The organism is Pseudomonas sp. NPDC089918, from assembly GCF_050280605.1.
In the GTDB taxonomy this organism is placed as follows: domain Bacteria; phylum Pseudomonadota; class Gammaproteobacteria; order Pseudomonadales; family Pseudomonadaceae; genus Aquipseudomonas.
The window spans coordinates 1-16,870 of record NZ_JBNNVP010000025.1 but is presented as its reverse complement, the minus strand read 5'-3'; the positions used below and the strand labels follow the sequence as shown (position 1 = coordinate 16,870).

The following is a 16,870-nucleotide window of genomic DNA, read 5'->3' as shown; positions in this document are numbered from 1 at the left end:
CAATGTTGAATGTGTCGCCGTCTTCGCGAGCAAGCCCGCTCCCACAGGGATTGTGCATTAGGCGTTATTGCCCCCTTCTTTTGGTGCCTCGGTGTCAGACCACTCTGGCCTGGGTGACCCGATCCACCAGATAAACCAGCCCGTGATAATCAATTCCGCCGTGTTGCGTCAGACCAATCTCACAGGTGCGGCTGGTGGAAATCCCTTCGCTGCATTGCTGTACCGCGTCCTTGAGCGTGCGTAACGAATGGGCATTCAGTTCCGGGGTGGTGAAGCCCTTGTCGCCGGCAAAACCGCAGCAGTGAATGCCTTCCGGGATGACCACGTTTTTACTGCACTTGCGCGCAAGATCGATCAACGCCTGGCTCTCGCCGAGATGCTGAGTGCTGCACGTGACATGCACCGCGATCGGCGCTTCCTGAGGGGTGAAATCGAGACGATCCATCAAGTGAGTGCGGATGAAGCGCACGGGGTCGTACAAGTCCAGTCGCACGTCGCCCAGGTCCTGAACCAGCCGCAAGGTGCAGGGGCTGGTGTCGCAGTAGATTGGATCGAGCCCGCCACGACTGGCGTGCAGCAGTGCGCCGATCAGTTCCTGGCGTTTGTGTTCGGCCTGTTCGACGTAGCCTTTGGAGGCGAATGGTTGGCCGCAGCAGAGGTTGTCCTGATTGTCCGGGAAGACCACCTGATAACCGGCCTTTTCCAACAGACCACGGGTTTTTTCGTACAACGACATTTGCTCTTTATCACCCGCTGCCGGGCCCATGACCCGCGACACGCAGGCCGCCAGGTACACTACCCGAGGCCGCTCGTCCGACACGGTCGGGCTGAAACGGATGGCTCTTTCCGGCTGCGGCATGGCGTTGGTCCATTGCGGAACCTGACCCTTGGACAACCGCGTCAGCGATGCCGAAAGTTTTGCCAGGCGTGGCGCTCCCAACAGCATCCGCGCACCGTTGGCAACGTGCAGGGTGAAGCGCGCGCCTTGCAACGCGGTGGCGAAATTTCCTTCAATCCAGTTAGCGGTTTTCGTATGGGTTGCCTTACGGCCACGGAGCTTTTTCACCAGCTCACCGGTGTTGATTCCTACAGGGCAACGTTGCGCACACAGGCCAGTGGCGGCGCAGGTGTCGATGCCTTGGTATTCGTAAGCGGCTTCGAGTTCGGTGGTGTCGACGCCTGCGCGCTTCTTGGCCTGGATATCTCGCCAGATCACGATGCGCTGGCGTGGGCTCAACGTCAGGCCTTTCGACGGGCAGACCGGTTCGCAGAAGCCGCACTCGATGCACTTATCCACAATCTCATCGGCGGCCGGCAACGGTTTCAGGTGCTTGAGGTGGATCTGTGGATCGTCGCTGAGCACCACGTCCGGGTTGAGAATGCCGTTAGGGTCGAGCAGGCGTTTGAGCTGCCACATCAACTGATAAGCATCGCTGCCCCATTCCAGTTCGACGAAGGGCGCCATGTTACGACCGGTGCCGTGTTCAGCCTTCAGCGAACCACCGAATTCAACGGCCACCAATTGCGCCACGTCGTCCATGAACGCCTGGTAGCGTGCGACTTCTTCCGCACTGTTGAAGCCTTGGGTGAAGACGAAGTGCAGATTGCCTTCCAGGGCGTGTCCGAAAAGGATCGCTTCGTCGTAGTGATGTTTGTCGAACAGCTCGATCAGGCGGTTGACGCCGATGGCCAGTTGTTCCACCGGGAAGGTGACGTCTTCGATGATCACCGTGGTGCCGGTTTTGCGCACCGCGCCGACGGCAGGGAAGGTGTCCTTGCGGATCGCCCAGAGCCGGGCGTTTTCCACCGGGTCTTCGGTGAAGTCGACTTGCTTCTCCACCGGGAAGCCGGTCAGCGACGCCATGATTTGCGTCAGCTGTTCCTGAAGCAAAGAGGACGAAGCGGCACGGGATTCGATCAGCAGGGCGCAGGCATTGGTCGACAGTTGCTGTACGAAAGCCGGCATGCCAGGCTTGTCCTGCACCGAGCGCAGGCTGCGGCGGTCCAGCAACTCCACCGCCGACACCGGTTGGCTTTTCAGCACGGTGACGGCGTTGCAGCAGGTTTCTACGTCCGGGAACACGATCAGTGCCGACGCCTTGTTCGGGTGGTCGATCACCGTGTCGTAGGTCACTGCGCTGATGAATCCGAGCGTGCCTTCGGAGCCCACCAGCAAGTGGCTCAAGATATCCACAGGCTCGTCGAAATCCACCAGCGCATTGAGTGACAGCCCGGTAGTATTTTTCAGACGGTATTTGTGGCGGATTTTCGCAGCCAGTTCAGCATTTGCGCGGGTCTCGCGACCCAAAGTCGCCAGTTGTTCGAGCAACTCGGCGTGGCTCTCTCGGAAGGCCGCCACACTGGCGGCATCTTCGGTATCGAGACGGCTGCCGTCAGTCAGTACCAAACGAATCCCGGCCAGCGTGTGATAGGTGTTCTGCGCCGTACCGCAGCACATGCCGCTGGCATTGTTGGCGACGATACCACCGATTTTGCAGGCGTTGATCGATGCCGGGTCTGGTCCGATCTTGCGTCCGAACGGTGCCAGCCAGGCGTTGGCTTGGGCGCCGATCACGCCCGGTTGCAGGCGGATCTGTGTTCCTTGCCCACGAATCTCGCGACCGTTCCAGTTATCTCCCAGCACGATCAGCACCGAATCGCTGATGGCCTGGCCAGACAGGCTGGTGCCGGCGGCGCGGAAAGTTACCGGGACTTTATCCCGTTGCGCCAGTTTGAGCAGCGCCACCACTTCATCTTCGGACTCGACGCGGATCACCAGTTTCGGAATCAGCCGGTAGAAACTGGCGTCGGTGCCGAAGGCCAAGGTCGAAAGCGGATCGTCGAAACGTCGTGCCTGAGGAATCAGTTGCTGCGCATCTCGCAGGAAAGCTGCCGGTAGACTCATTGGTCCTCCAGGATCAGAACGACCAGGTCTTTCGGGCCGTGGGCACCGTAAGCCAATACTTGCTCGATGTCGGCAGTCTTCGATGGGCCGGACACCAGCAAGGCGTTGGTCGGCATGCCTTGGGCCCATTCAAACTCCTGCTGCACCTGATAGAAGTTGTCGCGGATTTCACTGGCCTTGAGCAGGGCGAAATGCACCGGTGGCACCAGGCTCATCAGACGCGGTTCTTCCCGTGTCGGCCAGAGAATCAGACTACCTGTCGCGGCGATTGCGCCGAGGGTGGTGGTCAGGCTGGCCGGGGTGTCGTTGAACAACTCGGCTTTCCACTCCTCGACCGGACGGTCGTAGGCTTTGAGCGCGGGCAGGCCAGGATTTTTCGCCCAATGCTGAGTGATGCGTTGACCGTGAGGTGTCGTCGGCGCAATCAACAGGCTGGGCAACTGGCGGTCCTGCAGCAGTTGCGCCAGCAATTCGGGCCAGCCATCTCTGGACGTCAGATGAATTTCGGTGTGCACCGCTTCCATCAGTTTGCGCAGTTGCGGGATGCGTTGTTCTGGCGTGTAGGTGTAGGGCTCGGTCACCAGTTCGACATCGAAGTTGTCAGCCACAGGCGTTGTGCCCGTCAGACTGGTGCGCAATTTGGCGAGGATATTTTGCTTGGCGCTCATCAGCGGTCTCCCTGTTTGGCCAGATGCTCGCGGGCCATGTCATGCAGTGAGCGGGCGGCGGGTTTCGGTGCGCTGTGGTTCTGGGTCCACGGACCGACGTTGCTCGGCGTCAGCGCGCGCAGACGGGTGGCGAAGAAGCCGAACAGGCGATAGAGCGTTGGCGAGCTGTTGAGCTTCGCCCAGGCGTTCCAGATAAATCGTTCTTTGCGCGAGTACTTGCTGCCCTGGCCACGCATGACTTGATTGGGGCTGTCCGGAGCCTTGACGTTCTCTTCCCGTAGGCGACGCAACAATGCGGGGATCGGAATTTTTACCGGGCAGACTTCACCGCAAGCGCCGCATAACGACGAGGCACTCGGGTGGTCGGGGACTTTCGCCAGGCCGACCATGTGCGGGGTGATGATTTTTCCGATAGGCCCAGGGTAAACCTCCCCATAGGCATGACCGCCGATTCGGGTATAGACCGGGCAATGATTCATACAGGCGCCGCAGCGGATGCAGTTCAGGGTCTGGCGCAATTCGCTGTCGGCAAACGCCTGGCTGCGACCGTTGTCGAGCAATACCAGGTGCACTTCCTGCGGGCCGTCGAGTTCATGTTCCTTGCGCGGCCCGGAGATCATGTTGACGTAGGTGGTGATCGGCTGGCCGAGAGCGGAGCGGGTTAACAGTGACAACAGAGGTACAACGTCCCGCAGGTTTTCGACGACTTTCTCGATGCCGGTGACGGCAATGTGTACGGGCGGCACGGTGGTGGTCATGCGCCCGTTGCCTTCGTTTTCCACCAACAGCAAGGTGCCGGTTTCGGCCACGGCGAAGTTGACGCCGGAGACGCCGATGTCTGCTTCGAAGAATTTCTGTCGCAAGACTTTGCGACCGATCTGAATGAGTTGGTCAACGTCCTTGGTGTATTCCACGCCAAGTTTGTCGTGGAACAAGGACGCGACCTGACCGGCATTCTTGTGGATCGCCGGCATAATAATGTGTGAAGGCTTCTCGTGGTCGAGCTGGACGATGTACTCGCCCATGTCCGATTCCAGGCATTCAATGCCCTGTTCAGCGAGGAAGTGATTCATTTCCATCTCTTCGCTGACCATCGATTTGCCCTTGATCACTTGCCGCGCCTCGTGAGCGCGGATGATCGATAAGACGATGCCATTGGCCTCGTCCACCGTTTCCGCCCAGTGCACTGTCACACCGTTGCGGGTCAGGTTCTGTTCAAGCTGCTCGAGCAAATCGGGCAACTTGGATAAAGCACGGGCGCGGACAGCATTGCCCAGCGCTCGCAAATGTTCTCGCTCAAAGGCATCGCTGAAGGACGCTGCCCGTTTGCTCATCAGTGAATCCATCGCGCTGCGAAAGTTGTTTCGCAGTTGCGTGTCAGCCAAAGCCTTGTGAGCCCGGGCACGAAAATCTTCTTCTACGGCAACCGTAGGAATAATCGTGGAAGTGCTCATTGGGCACCTCCGGTACGCTGCCACAGGAAACTGGCCAGATGCTGACCGCGCAACGCTTCCTGCTGTTTCTCCAGCGAGCCATTGATGTTCATCAGGCAACCGCAGTCGGCACTGAGTACCTTTTGCGCACCGGATTCCTTCAACGACCGGGTCTTGTCAGCCACCATCGCGCCGGAAATATCTGGCATACGGACGCTGAAAGTCCCACCAAAGCCACAGCATTCACTTTCGTGACTGTGGTCGACTCGCTCCACGTTGCTTAGCTGCGCCAACAACTCACGGCCGTGTAGGTGGGTGTTCATTTCACGGCGTGCCGAGCACGACGTGTGCAACGCCACTTTGACCGGTTCGCCGCTGTCCTTGAGCTGCACCTTGCAGACAAAGAGCAGAAATTCGGTCAGTTCATAAGTCCGGGCGGCCAGGGCCTGGACCTGCTTCAGCGTTTGCGGCTCGTCCTTGAACAAGTCGGCGTAGTGTTCGCGCAACATGCCCGCGCAAGACCCCGATGGCACCACCACCGGATAATCCCCGGCAAACAGCGCCAGTTGCGAGCGCGCCACGGTCCGGGCCTGTTCGGTGTAACCCGAGGTGTAGGCCGGTTGCCCGCAGCAGCTTTGCCCTTGCGGGTAGTCGACACGAATGCCTTCGCGTTCCAGCAGGTGGATCGCGTCCATCCCGGCTTCCGGGTAGAACAGATCCACCACGCAAGTCCCGAACAGATAGACCCGTGACGGTTTTTCGCTGGGGTATTGCCGAGGCTCGGGCAGTGGCGGGGCGACGCGGGTCGCATTCGGCACAGCGTTGTAAAAAAGCTCGCTCATCAGGCGTGTCTCCGGGTGGTCCCGGTTATCCGTCCGCTGAGGCTGCTGAATATAGTGAGGGAAGCTTTCAGCAGCCTTGCAGACCCGGTTGTGAATAGCTGACGCCGGGGGTGTAACCCGGCGTCGGTTTTTTCCGTGTCGCGTGTAGTTCTTAGTGCACCAGCATGCCGGTGAACCAGTAGGCCTGAGCCAACGTGATCAGGCCGACGATCGTTGCAAAGAATAGGCTGTGCTTGAGGGTGAAGCGGAACAGATCCGATTCCTTGCCCACCAACCCGGTCGCGGCACAGGCCACGGCGATCGATTGCGGCGAAATCATCTTGCCGGTCACGCCGCCGCTGGTATTCGCCGCCACCAGCAAGGTGTCGTTGACGCCGATCTGGTGCGCGGTGGTTGCTTGCAGTGAACTGAACAGTGCATTGGACGAAGTATCGGAACCGGTCAGGAACACGCCGAGCCAGCCGAGGAATGGCGAGAAGAACGGGAATGCCGCACCTGTGCCTGCCAGTACCAGAGCCATGGTCGATGACATGCCCGAATAGTTGGTGACGAAGGCGAAGGCCAGCACCATACCGATGGACAAAATCGGCCAGCGCAGTTCGTAGACGGTCTCTTTGAAAGTGGTAAGACCAATTTTGAGATTGATCTTCAGCACCAGCATCGAGATCAGCGCAGAGAAGAAAATCGCCGTGCCAGTTGCGGAAATCGGATCGAGTTTGAACACCGCCGGAATCGCCGTCGGGGCGGTTACGATCGGTGCGACTTTGATCACCATTTGATCCAGATGCGGAATCGCGAAGTTGAACACCCAGCTATACATCGAGCCACCCGCAGCGAACATCGCCTTGAACGGTTTCAGCGTCCAGATGGTGACCAGTACGGTGAGGATCAGGAACGGCGACCAGGCTTTGAAAATTTCCCCCAGGCTGTAAGGCGAAGCCACGGTGGTGCGCGGTTGGCCGAAACCACCGGCGCTGGCCACCACGGAAGCCGAGACGGCGCCGACGATGTGTTGGCCGGCGGCGCGTTTCGGCTGCCAGATTTTCAGGAATAACGTCAGGGAAATCAGACTGGCCAGCGCCGAGGTGATGTCCGGCAGCTCCGGGCCGATGAAGTTCGAGGTGAAGTATTGGGTGATGGCAAAGCTTAAACCAGCTACCAGCGCCGCCGGCCAGGTTTCCCGAACGCCGCGCAGGCCATCCATCATGAACACCAGCCAGAACGGCACGAACAGTGACAGCAATGGCAGCTGGCGACCGGTCATGGCGCCAATCTTGAACGCGTCGATGCCGGTGACTTGCCCGGCGACGATGATCGGAATCCCCAAGGCACCGAAGGCTACCGGCGCGGTGTTGGCGATCAGGCACAGCCCCGCGGCGTACAGCGGGTTGAAGCCCAGTCCCACCAGCAGCGCGGCGGTAATCGCTACCGGTGCGCCGAAACCGGCGGCACCTTCCAGGAAGGCGCCGAAGCAGAAGCCGATCAGCAGCACTTGCAGGCGTTGGTCGTCGGTGATCGACAGCACTGAGCTGCGGATCACTTCGAACTGGCCACTCTTGACCGTCAGTTTGTAGAGGAACACCGCTGCCACGATGATCCAGGCAATCGGCCACAAGCCGTAGGCGAAGCCATATCCGGCAGCCGCGAAGGCCATATCGACCGGCATCTGGAACGCGAAGATTGCCACCGCAATCGACAGCGCCAGGGTAATGCTGCCGGCCACGTGGCCTTTGAGGCGGAACACGGCCAAAGCCAGGAAGAAAAATACGATGGGGATGACGGCCGCGAGTGCGGACACGCCGAGACTGCCGAGCGGGCTGTAGAGCTGTTGCCAGGTTTGCATATGGGGTGGCCCCTAATTGTTGTTGGTCAGGCACTGGTCAGCGTTCTTGGTTAATTGGTAATACCAATTTACAATCGCTGTTGGCTAGGGTAAAAGCCTTGTAGGCGGTGTGTCAATTTGCCGCCCTAAAACTTTTGTCGAATGAGCGGTGCAGAACGCATCTGATCTGTTCGATCAAACGTCGTCTGGTAGGTGCTGGCGCAGCGCCAATAGGCCAGAATAGAGAGCCCGGCGAGCCGCCGGGATCGTGGAGAATTGAGTGATGGGGTTTGATCAGATTCGGCAGCGCCGTTTGTCTGACGATATTGTCGAGCAACTCGAGGGGATGATCCTCGAGGGCACATTGAAGGCTGGCGAACGCTTGCCGGCAGAGCGCACGCTGGCCGAGCAGTTCGGCGTATCACGTCCTTCGTTGCGCGAAGCGATTCAGAAACTGACGGCCAAAGGGCTGCTGGTCAGTCGTCAGGGCGGCGGCAACTATGTGGTGGAATCCCTGGGCTCGACGTTCAGTGACCCGCTGTTGCACCTGCTGGAAAGCAACCCCGAGGCCCAGCGCGATTTGCTGGAGTTTCGTCATACGCTGGAGGCCTCCTGTGCTTACTACGCGGCATTGCGCGCGACTGATGTGGATCGCGAGCGGCTGACGGCGGCATTCGACGAGTTGCAGGACTGCTATTCGCGTCATGACGAAGTGAGTCGGCTAGAAGAGGGCGCGGCGGACGCAAAATTTCACTTGGCGATCGCCGAAGCCAGTCATAACGCGGTGTTGCTGCACACCATTCGTGGGCTGTTCGACCTACTCAAGCGCAACGTGGTGACCAACATTGGCGGCATGTACAAACAGCGTTCAGAAACCCGCGACATGCTGATCGCGCAGCACAGAGAATTGTATCTGGCGATTATCGAAGGACGGGCAGAGCAGGCGCGGGAGGTTTCCAGTCGGCACATTTTGTATGTGCAGGAAGTGCTGGAAGAGGTGCGTCAGGAAGTGCAACGCGTGGCTCGGGCGGAGCGGCGCAAGGGGATGTAGTCAGCTTCTCTGTGGCGAGGGAGCTTGCTCCCGCTGGGGCGCGAAGCGGCCCCCAGGCCAGCACCGTTAAGCAGATCGTTTACGACTGCTTCGCAGCCGAGCGGGAGCAAGCTCCCTCGCCACAAAAGCCGCGATCAGGCAGGGAAATTACTCTTCCTTGCCCTTGTTTCGCACCGCACGCTGCAATTCACGACCGGCGTCGCGTTCGCGTTCGGTATCACGCTTGTCGTATTCCTTCTTGCCCTTGCCTAAAGCGATCTCGCACTTGACCATGTGCTTGCTCCAGTACCAGGACAGGCATACGCAGGCGTAACCTTTTTGCTGCACGGCAGCGGCCAGCTTTTCCAGCTCCCGCCGGTTGAGCAGCAATTTTCGGGTGCGGGTCGGATCTGCGATGACGTGGGTGCTGGCAGTCATCAGCGGCGTAATGTGGCTGCCGAGCAACCAGGCTTCGCCATCTTTGAGCAGCACGTAACTGTCAACCAGTTGTAGCTTGCTTGCCCGCAAACTTTTTACTTCCCAGCCGGCCAGGACCAGACCAGCCTCGAACTTATGCTCGATGAAGTAATCGTGTCGCGCCTTTTTGTTCTGCGCGATGGTCCCTGTTGGGTGTTTCTTCTGTTTAGCCATAGGGGCGGCATTATAGGGAGTTGCAAGCGAGTCGGCTACGGTGACGCTACGTGCTTGAGCAGGTTGATTGAATCCCGGACAATGCGGCCTCTTTTTTGAACGCTTGGGCGTGATAACGATGTCGACAGACAAGGTTTCTGTCCACGGCAGTTGGGCTAGCCGCTGGGTCTTCATACTCGCCGCGACCGGTTCGGCCGTGGGTTTGGGTAGTATCTGGAAATTCCCTTACATGGTCGGCGTCTACGGTGGCGGAGCCTTCGTGCTGATGTTCCTGGCCTGTATCGCGCTGATCGGTGTGCCCGTGATGCTGGCCGAAACCCTGATCGGCCGGCGCGCACGGCAGAGCCCGGCCAATGCCTTGAAGGTCCTGGCGCTGGAAGCGGGGCATTCGGCGAAGTGGTCCTGGGGGGCGTTCGCCGGGATGATCACGGCACTGCTGATTCTGTCTTTCTATAGTGTGGTCGGCGGCTGGTCGCTGGATTACATCATCGACATGGGGCGTGGCGACTTCCAGGGCGCGACACCTGATCAGGTCGGCGCCTACTTCGGCAATGTGATCGCCGACCCATGGCGCCTGACACTTTGGCACACGATTTTCATGCTCCTCTCCGCCGTGGTGATCGCCAAAGGCGTGGTCGCCGGGCTGGAGCGCAGCCTGCGGATCATGATGCCGCTGCTGTTCGTGATGGTGATTGTCCTGCTGGGCTACAGCATGACCACCGGCCACTTCATGGAGGGCGTGCATTTCATGTTCGACTTCCACCCGGAAAAAGTGCTCGACGGCTTGCTGCCGGCCATGGGGCACGCGTTCTTCTCCCTGAGCGTGGGCGTCGGTTCGATCATGATCTACGGTGCTTATATGCCGAAGAGCTCGTCGATTTCCGGCACCATTGTCGGTGTGGCGCTGCTCGATACTTTCGTTTCCCTGGTGGCCGGTCTGGCATTGTTTCCGATTGTGTTCGCTGCCGGCCTGAACCCGAGCGAAGGCCCTGGCCTGATGTTCGTCAGCCTGCCATTTGCCTTTGGCAACGTAGCGTTCGGCCAATTGATGGGCGTAGTGTTCTTCGTGCTGGTAGCGATTGCGGCCTGGAGTTCGGCGATTTCCCTGCTCGAGCCAATGGTGGCTTACCTGGTTGAGCGCACGAAGATCAGTCGTGCCTGGGTTACCTTCTGGTTGGCATTCATCTGCTGGTTCGTCGGTCTGGGCACGGTGTTTTCCTTCAATATCTGGAAGCAAGCCAAGTTTTTCGTGAACGAAGGCGGGATGTTCCACCTCTATCAATGGGGAGCAGCCGGTGGTCTGGATTTCTTCGGTGTGATCGATTTCTTCACCTCGCGGATCATGTTGCCACTCGGTGGTTTGTGTTTCGTGGTGTTTGCGGGCTGGGTGATGGGGCGTGAAGCGGTGCGCGACGAATTGTCGATCCGCCGTCCGGTGCTGTTCGCCCTGTCCCTGTTCTTGATGCGCTATGTGGCGCCCATCGGCATTCTTGTAGTGTTTGCCGCCCAGCTGTGGAAGTAACGCTGACATGACGACACACATTCAACGTTCGGCCCTGCTGCCGTATCCGGCACAAGCGCTGTATGACCTGGTCAACGATGTGGCCCGCTATCCGGAATTCCTGCCGTGGTGCTCGTCGGCCGAAGTTCTGGAAAGTACTCCTGAGCTCATGCGCGCCAGCGTCGGCGTGGCCAAGGGGGGGCTGAGTCAGCATTTCGTGACGCGTAATACCCTGGTGCCCGGGCGTTCGATCGAGATGAACCTCGAGGAAGGCCCGTTCAGCCAGTTGCACGGTGTATGGGTGTTCAAGCCGTTGGGCGAGAAGGCCTGCAAGATCAGTCTGGACTTGTCGTTCGACTACTCGGGACCGCTGGTACGTGCGACGTTGGGGCCTTTGTTCAATCAGGCGGCGAATACGCTGATGGACGCGTTTTGCCAGCGTGCGAAACAGATGCATGGTTGAGGCCGTGATCAAGGTTGAAGTGGTGTATGCCGCTGTTGATCGTCAGGTATTGCTGATCGTAACGGTGCCGGTGGGCGCAACGGTGCGAGATGCGTTGCTCAAATCCGGCCTGAACAGCGAATTCCCTGAGCTGGATCTGGCCAGTTGTCCGGTTGGGATCTTTGGCAAAGTGATCGCTGAGCCGGCCAATCGTCCGGTTCAGGCGGGGGATCGCCTCGAGATTTACCGACCGTTGCTCGCCGATCCAAAAGAGGTTCGCCGGTTGCGTGCAGCCAAAGCGGCCGAGGCCAAAGCCCGGAATCAGTGATCCGGTTAAACGCCAGGCGATAAAAAACCCGGACATGCCGGGTTTTTTATTGCGTCGCAAATTATTGCGGCGAAGTTTCCAGCGGTTCTGGCGTCGGGACTGGAACGGTTTCCACGTTGTCCACGTCCTTCTGGATCTGGTCCAGCAACGAACCTGGCTTGACCGGTTTTTCTGGCTTCGGTTTCTCGGCGTTTTCTGCAGGCGCGGTCACGGTAGTGCCACTGTCCTTGCCGAGAATGGCTTCGTCGCGGCTCACGCCCGGCATGAAATCGCCAGAGAGGCTGACAAGTTGATCATTTGGGTTGAAGATAACGCTAATGCGTTCCTGTTGGCGTTCACCGCCACCCGGTTGCAGGCTGTAGAGATAATCCCAGCGATCGGCATGGAACGTGTCGGTCAGCAGAGGGTTACCCATGATAAACCGTACTTGCCGGCGGGTCATTCCCGGGCGTAACTGGTCTATCATGTCCTGCGTGACGACATTGCCCTGCTGGATGTCGATTTTGTAAACCCCGGGGAATGAACAACCGGCGAGTGCGAGCAGTCCCACAAAGGTGAAACTGGTTAGCAAGAGCTTGGTGTTTTGCATCGGTGGGCGACTTCCACTATCTTGGCTGGGACAACGTAAACGCCGATCATACCCGCATTAAGAGAAGCTGCGAAGCAGCATCGCGAGAAAGCTGACCATGGTTGAAAATAGCGAACTACGCAAAGCCGGCCTCAAAGTGACCCTTCCACGGGTCAAAATTCTGCAAATGCTCGATTCCGCCGAGCAACGCCACATGAGTGCCGAGGATGTCTACAAGGCGCTGATGGAGGCTGGTGAGGACGTCGGTCTGGCCACGGTTTACCGTGTTCTGACCCAGTTCGAGGCAGCTGGCCTTGTGGTGCGGCACAACTTCGACGGAGGCCATGCGGTCTTCGAGCTGGACGACGGCAAGCATCACGACCATATGGTCAACGTCGAGACCAGTGAAGTGATCGAATTCTTCGACGAAGAAATCGAGCGGCTGCAGAAAGCAATCGTCGACAAGTATGGCTTCGAGATGGTTGATCACAATCTTGTGCTGTACGTACGCAAGAAAAAGTAAGCATGTCGCGCGAACTTCAGGTTCGCGAAACGAACGAAGGCGACCCCAGGGTCGCCTTCGTGCTTTCTGCTGTTCTCAAATTCTCGCTGTAACGACCATTTTTTTCGCGTGAGCCAGTGATTCCTTGGTGAGGTCGATGCCGCCCAGCATCCGTGCCACTTCTTCAACGCGATCGGTCTTGCTCAGTTTTGAGACGGCCGTATGTGTGGCGTCTTCACCGCGGACCTTGTGTACAAATAGATGTTGATGCCCCTGCGCCGCCACTTGCGGCAAGTGAGTCACGGTCAGAACCTGCCCACGCTCCCCGAGGCGTCGCAGCAACTGGCCGACAATCTCGGCGGTCGGGCCGCCGATACCCACGTCCACTTCATCGAACACCAGGGTCGGTACGCGGGAGGTCTGTGCAGTGATCACCTGAATCGCCAGGCTGATACGCGACAGTTCGCCCCCCGACGCCACTTTTGCCAGGGCTTTCAATGGTTGCCCCGGGTTGGCGCTTACCAGCAGTTCTACTTGTTCGAGTCCATTGGGCATCAGTTCGTCGCTGCTGTTGGGGCGCAGCTCGATGGTGAAGCGGCCGCCGGGCATGCCCAGACGCTGGATTTCCTGTTCTACGGCACTGGCCAGGCTACTTGAGGCTTGATGCCGCAGGTCGCTCAGCTCCCGCGCCTTCTCCTGGTAATGGCGGGCGTAGGAGGCCAGCTCATCGCTCAGTCGTTCGATGGATTCGTCGTTGGCATTCAGGGTTTCGATCTCATCGAGTAGCTTCTGCTGCATCTCGGCGACCTCGGTCGGCTGGATACGGTGTTTGCGCGCCAGGGTGTAGATGGCATCGAGGCGCTCTTCCAGGTATTGAAGGCGGGCCGGGTCGGCGTCGAAGTTGTCGAGGAAACGGTTCAGCTCGCCTACAGCTTCTTCAACCTGAATCTGCGCGCTGGTCAGCAGGCTGCTGGCTTCGCCCAAGGCGCCGATCGAATTGTTCACGCTCGATAGGCGATTAAGGCTGGCGGTGAGCGCGTTCAGTACGTTGCCGGAATCACTTTCGCTGCATTGTTCGACCACTTGCCGGCAAATGCCCAGCAGGGTTTCGGCGTTGGTCAGGTTCTTGTGTTCCTGTTCCAGCTGCTCCAGCTCGGTTTCGCCGAGGCCGAGGTTTTCCAGTTCTTCGAGTTGATAGCTGAGCAACTGATGGCGGGCGCGCTGTTCGTCGCCGGAGTTGGAAAGGCGTTCCAGTTCCTGGCGGGTCTGGCGCCAGCGTTGGGCGGCCAATTGCACCTGGCGGGCCAGGTCTGTGGCGCCGGCGTATTCGTCGAGCAGGCGGCGATGGGTATCGGTTTTGAGCAGGGATTGGTGTTCGTGCTGGCTGTGGATATCGATCAGCAACTCGCCCAGGGCCTTCAGGTCACCGAGGGGGCAGGGAGTGCCGTTGATGTAGCCGCGGGATCGCCCTTCAGCGGTGATCACTCGACGCAGAATGCACGGGCCGTCGTTCTCGAGGTCGCGCTCGGCCAGCCAGGCGCTGGCTTCCGGGATGTCGATCAGGTCGAAGGTGGCCAGGATATCGGCCTTGTCGGCGCCCGGGCGGACCACGCCGCTGTCGGCGCGATCGCCCAGGGTCAGGCCCAGGGCGTCGAGCATGATCGACTTGCCGGCGCCGGTTTCCCCTGTGATCACGCTCATCCCGCGATCGAGTTCGAGATCGAGATGTTCAACGATGGCGTAGTTATGTACGGACAGGTGCACCAGCATAAAGGCCGCTCCCAGGCTTTAGGTCTGGTTATTTATACAGTGTTTTGTTTCAGGCTGACAATGCCCTCTCTTAGGTCGATTTGCTTGATTTGCGAAAATCCTTAGCGCAATGAGGAATGACAATGCAGCTGTTTTTTGTAGGGGTAATCATCAAATAGCCCTTGAAGCTGAATTTTGCGGCCCCATATACCGGGGCAGAAGCGCGAGTTGAGCTCGCGGACGATATTGGAAGGAGAAATCTATGGCTGACGAACAGACAGTGGATACGCAAAATCTAGACGCCAACCAGGGCCCCGAGGCTTCGGGTGAAGACCTGGCGGCTCGTGTACAAGTGCTCGAAGAGCAATTGGCTGGTGCGCAGGATCAGGCTTTGCGTGTAGCCGCCGATCTGCAGAACGTCCGCCGCCGTGCCGAGCAGGACGTTGAAAAGGCTCACAAATTCGCCCTGGAAAAGTTCGCTGGCGACCTGCTGCCGATCATCGACAGCCTGGAGCGCGGCCTGGAGCTGTCCAACCCTGACGACGAAAACATTCGTCCGATGCGCGAAGGGATCGAGCTGACCCTGAAAATGTTCCAGGACACCCTGAAGCGCTATCACCTGGAAGCGATCGATCCTGAAGGCGAGCCCTTCAATGCTTCGCATCATCAGGCGATGGCCATGCAGGAAAGCGCCGACGTCGAGCCAAACAGCGTGCTCAAGGTGTTTCAGAAGGGCTACCAGCTTCACGGTCGCTTGCTGCGCCCGGCCATGGTCGTGGTCAGCAAGGCACCTGCACCGGTTTCGCCTTCGATTGACGAGCAGGCTTGAAATTAGCCGCAAGGCCCCCATTTAGAAGTCAAGCGTTTAAGTGCTACCGCAGTCAGCCACCACTACTGCGGCATCCAAATCCAAAGTTTCGGGAGAGTGAACATGGGCAAAATTATCGGTATCGACCTGGGGACTACCAACTCCTGCGTCTCCGTGCTGGAAAACGGCAAAGCCAAAGTTATTGAAAACGCTGAAGGCGCGCGTACCACGCCGTCGATCATCGCTTATGCCAACGACGGTGAAATCCTGGTTGGCCAGTCGGCCAAGCGTCAGGCAGTGACCAATCCGCATAACACCCTGTACGCGGTGAAGCGTCTGATCGGTCGTCGTTTCGACGAAGAAGTCGTACAGAAAGACATCCAGATGGTCCCTTACAAGATCGTCAAGGCTGACAACAACGACGCCTGGGTTGAAGTGAATGGCCAGAAAATGGCGCCGCCACAAATCTCGGCTGAAATTCTGAAGAAGATGAAGAAGACCGCCGAAGACTACCTCGGCGAGCCAGTGACCGAAGCGGTGATCACCGTTCCGGCCTACTTCAACGACAGCCAGCGTCAAGCCACCAAAGACGCTGGCCGCATCGCAGGTCTGGACGTTAAACGTATCATCAACGAACCAACCGCAGCCGCACTGGCCTACGGTATGGACAAGGCCAAAGGCGATCACACCGTGATCGTTTACGACTTGGGCGGCGGTACTTTCGACGTTTCCGTGATCGAAATCGCTGAAGTCGATGGCGAGCACCAGTTCGAAGTGTTGGCCACCAACGGTGACACTTTCCTGGGCGGTGAAGACTTTGACATTCGTCTGATCGACTACCTCGTTGACGAGTTCAAGAAAGAAAGCGGCATGAACCTCAAGGGTGACCCGCTGGCCATGCAGCGCCTGAAAGAAGCCGCTGAGAAAGCCAAGATCGAACTGTCCTCGAGCCAGTCGACCGACGTGAACCTGCCATACATCACTGCAGACGCTACCGGTCCTAAGCACTTGAACGTGAAAATCTCCCGCGCCAAGCTCGAAGCGCTGGTTGAAGACCTGGTTCAGCGCACCATCGAACCTTGCCGCATCGCGATGAAAGACGCCGGTATCGATGTTGGTTCGATCAACGACGTGATCCTGGTCGGCGGTCAGACCCGTATGCCACTGGTTCAGAAGCTGGTAACCGATTTCTTCGGTAAAGAAGCACGTAAAGACGTCAACCCTGACGAAGCTGTTGCCATGGGTGCTGCTATCCAGGGCGCGGTATTGGCTGGTGACGTGAAAGACGTTCTGCTGCTCGACGTCAGCCCGCTGACTCTGGGTATCGAAACCATGGGCGGCGTAATGACCGCGCTGATCGAGAAAAACACCACGATTCCTACCAAGAAATCGCAAGTGTTCTCGACTGCCGACGACAATCAGGGCGCAGTGACCATTCACGTACTGCAAGGTGAGCGTAAGCAAGCCGCACAGAACAAGTCCCTGGGCAAGTTCGACCTGGCCGAGATTCCACCAGCACCACGTGGTTTAGCTCCCCAGTCATGGGTGATCGGGCTGAAATCCCACATCGACAAGGCGAACAACCCAAGGCCGGTCATCATGATCCAGCGCAGGTCGATGC

General features: G+C 58.6%; 15 protein-coding genes. 7 read left to right on the top strand and 8 right to left on the bottom strand.

Annotated features, from left to right (window positions below):
* Nucleotides 1-94: 94 nt before the first annotated feature.
* The 5 genes from ACQKPC_RS18225 to ACQKPC_RS18205 all read right to left on the bottom strand — a co-directional run bounded on the left by ACQKPC_RS18225 (nt 95) and on the right by ACQKPC_RS18205 (nt 7,691).
* Nucleotides 95-2,905 carry an FAD-binding and (Fe-S)-binding domain-containing protein gene (locus ACQKPC_RS18225; RefSeq protein ID WP_427625792.1) on the bottom strand — a complete coding sequence of 937 codons (2,811 nt, stop codon included), beginning with the start codon at nt 2,903-2,905 and terminating at the stop codon, nt 95-97.
* Nucleotides 2,902-3,573 (bottom strand): LutC/YkgG family protein, encoded by a 672-nt coding sequence (locus ACQKPC_RS18220; RefSeq protein ID WP_427625791.1) that lies wholly within the window; start codon nt 3,571-3,573, stop codon nt 2,902-2,904. Before ACQKPC_RS18220 ends, ACQKPC_RS18225 begins: the two co-directional genes overlap by 4 nt.
* Nucleotides 3,573-5,027: a LutB/LldF family L-lactate oxidation iron-sulfur protein gene (locus ACQKPC_RS18215; RefSeq protein WP_427625790.1), complete on the bottom strand. Its 1,455-nt coding sequence runs from the start codon at nt 5,025-5,027 to the stop codon at nt 3,573-3,575. Before ACQKPC_RS18215 ends, ACQKPC_RS18220 begins: the two co-directional genes overlap by 1 nt.
* Nucleotides 5,024-5,848, bottom strand: coding sequence for a (Fe-S)-binding protein (locus tag ACQKPC_RS18210; RefSeq protein ID WP_427625789.1), 825 nt, complete (start codon nt 5,846-5,848; stop codon nt 5,024-5,026). Before ACQKPC_RS18210 ends, ACQKPC_RS18215 begins: the two co-directional genes overlap by 4 nt.
* 151 nt (nt 5,849-5,999) lie before the next feature.
* The gene (locus ACQKPC_RS18205) at nt 6,000-7,691 is read right to left on the bottom strand and encodes a lactate permease LctP family transporter (RefSeq protein ID WP_427625788.1); all 1,692 of its coding nucleotides are present in this window, start codon (nt 7,689-7,691) and stop codon (nt 6,000-6,002) included.
* A gap of 262 nt (nt 7,692-7,953) precedes the next feature.
* Between ACQKPC_RS18205 and ACQKPC_RS18200 the strand changes: the two genes are divergently transcribed.
* The gene (locus ACQKPC_RS18200) at nt 7,954-8,721 is read left to right on the top strand and encodes an FCD domain-containing protein (protein WP_427625787.1); all 768 of its coding nucleotides are present in this window, start codon (nt 7,954-7,956) and stop codon (nt 8,719-8,721) included.
* 147 nt (nt 8,722-8,868) lie between these two features.
* On the opposite strand, the gene smpB is transcribed toward ACQKPC_RS18200, so the two are convergent.
* The gene (gene smpB / locus ACQKPC_RS18195) at nt 8,869-9,351 is read right to left on the bottom strand and encodes an SsrA-binding protein SmpB (RefSeq protein WP_109627898.1); all 483 of its coding nucleotides are present in this window, start codon (nt 9,349-9,351) and stop codon (nt 8,869-8,871) included.
* Nucleotides 9,352-9,469: 118 nt separating this feature from the next.
* Between smpB and ACQKPC_RS18190 the strand changes: the two genes are divergently transcribed.
* The 3 genes from ACQKPC_RS18190 to ACQKPC_RS18180 are packed head-to-tail and all read left to right on the top strand — an operon-like array spanning nt 9,470 to nt 11,622.
* Nucleotides 9,470-10,873, top strand: a complete 1,404-nt coding sequence (locus ACQKPC_RS18190; protein WP_008067189.1) for a sodium-dependent transporter — start codon at nt 9,470-9,472, stop codon at nt 10,871-10,873.
* A 7-nt stretch (nt 10,874-10,880) separates the two neighbouring features.
* Nucleotides 10,881-11,315 (top strand): type II toxin-antitoxin system RatA family toxin, encoded by a 435-nt coding sequence (locus ACQKPC_RS18185; RefSeq protein WP_030128093.1) that lies wholly within the window; start codon nt 10,881-10,883, stop codon nt 11,313-11,315.
* On the top strand, nt 11,308-11,622 hold the full coding sequence (locus ACQKPC_RS18180; RefSeq protein ID WP_427625786.1) for an RnfH family protein: 315 nt from the start codon (nt 11,308-11,310) through the stop codon (nt 11,620-11,622). The genes ACQKPC_RS18185 and ACQKPC_RS18180 overlap by 8 nt, the downstream gene beginning before the upstream one ends.
* A 61-nt stretch (nt 11,623-11,683) precedes the next feature.
* Here ACQKPC_RS18180 and ACQKPC_RS18175 read toward each other — a convergent pair whose 3' ends face one another.
* On the bottom strand, nt 11,684-12,211 hold the full coding sequence (locus ACQKPC_RS18175; RefSeq protein WP_008005485.1) for an outer membrane protein assembly factor BamE: 528 nt from the start codon (nt 12,209-12,211) through the stop codon (nt 11,684-11,686).
* A 97-nt stretch (nt 12,212-12,308) separates the two neighbouring features.
* Between ACQKPC_RS18175 and fur the strand changes: the two genes are divergently transcribed.
* Nucleotides 12,309-12,713 (top strand): ferric iron uptake transcriptional regulator, encoded by a 405-nt coding sequence (gene fur, locus ACQKPC_RS18170; RefSeq protein ID WP_003197684.1) that lies wholly within the window; start codon nt 12,309-12,311, stop codon nt 12,711-12,713.
* Nucleotides 12,714-12,788: 75 nt separating this feature from the next.
* On the opposite strand, the gene recN is transcribed toward fur, so the two are convergent.
* The gene (gene recN, locus ACQKPC_RS18165) at nt 12,789-14,462 is read right to left on the bottom strand and encodes a DNA repair protein RecN (protein WP_427625785.1); all 1,674 of its coding nucleotides are present in this window, start codon (nt 14,460-14,462) and stop codon (nt 12,789-12,791) included.
* Nucleotides 14,463-14,703: 241 nt separating this feature from the next.
* Between recN and grpE the strand changes: the two genes are divergently transcribed.
* Both grpE and dnaK read left to right on the top strand, forming a co-directional pair.
* Entirely contained in the window at nt 14,704-15,270 is a 567-nt protein-coding gene (grpE, locus tag ACQKPC_RS18160; RefSeq protein WP_007900531.1) for a nucleotide exchange factor GrpE, read from the top strand.
* Nucleotides 15,271-15,372: 102 nt separating this feature from the next.
* Nucleotides 15,373-16,870 (top strand): molecular chaperone DnaK (dnaK, locus tag ACQKPC_RS18155; protein WP_427625784.1); only part of this gene is annotated, 1,498 nt, incomplete at its 3' end.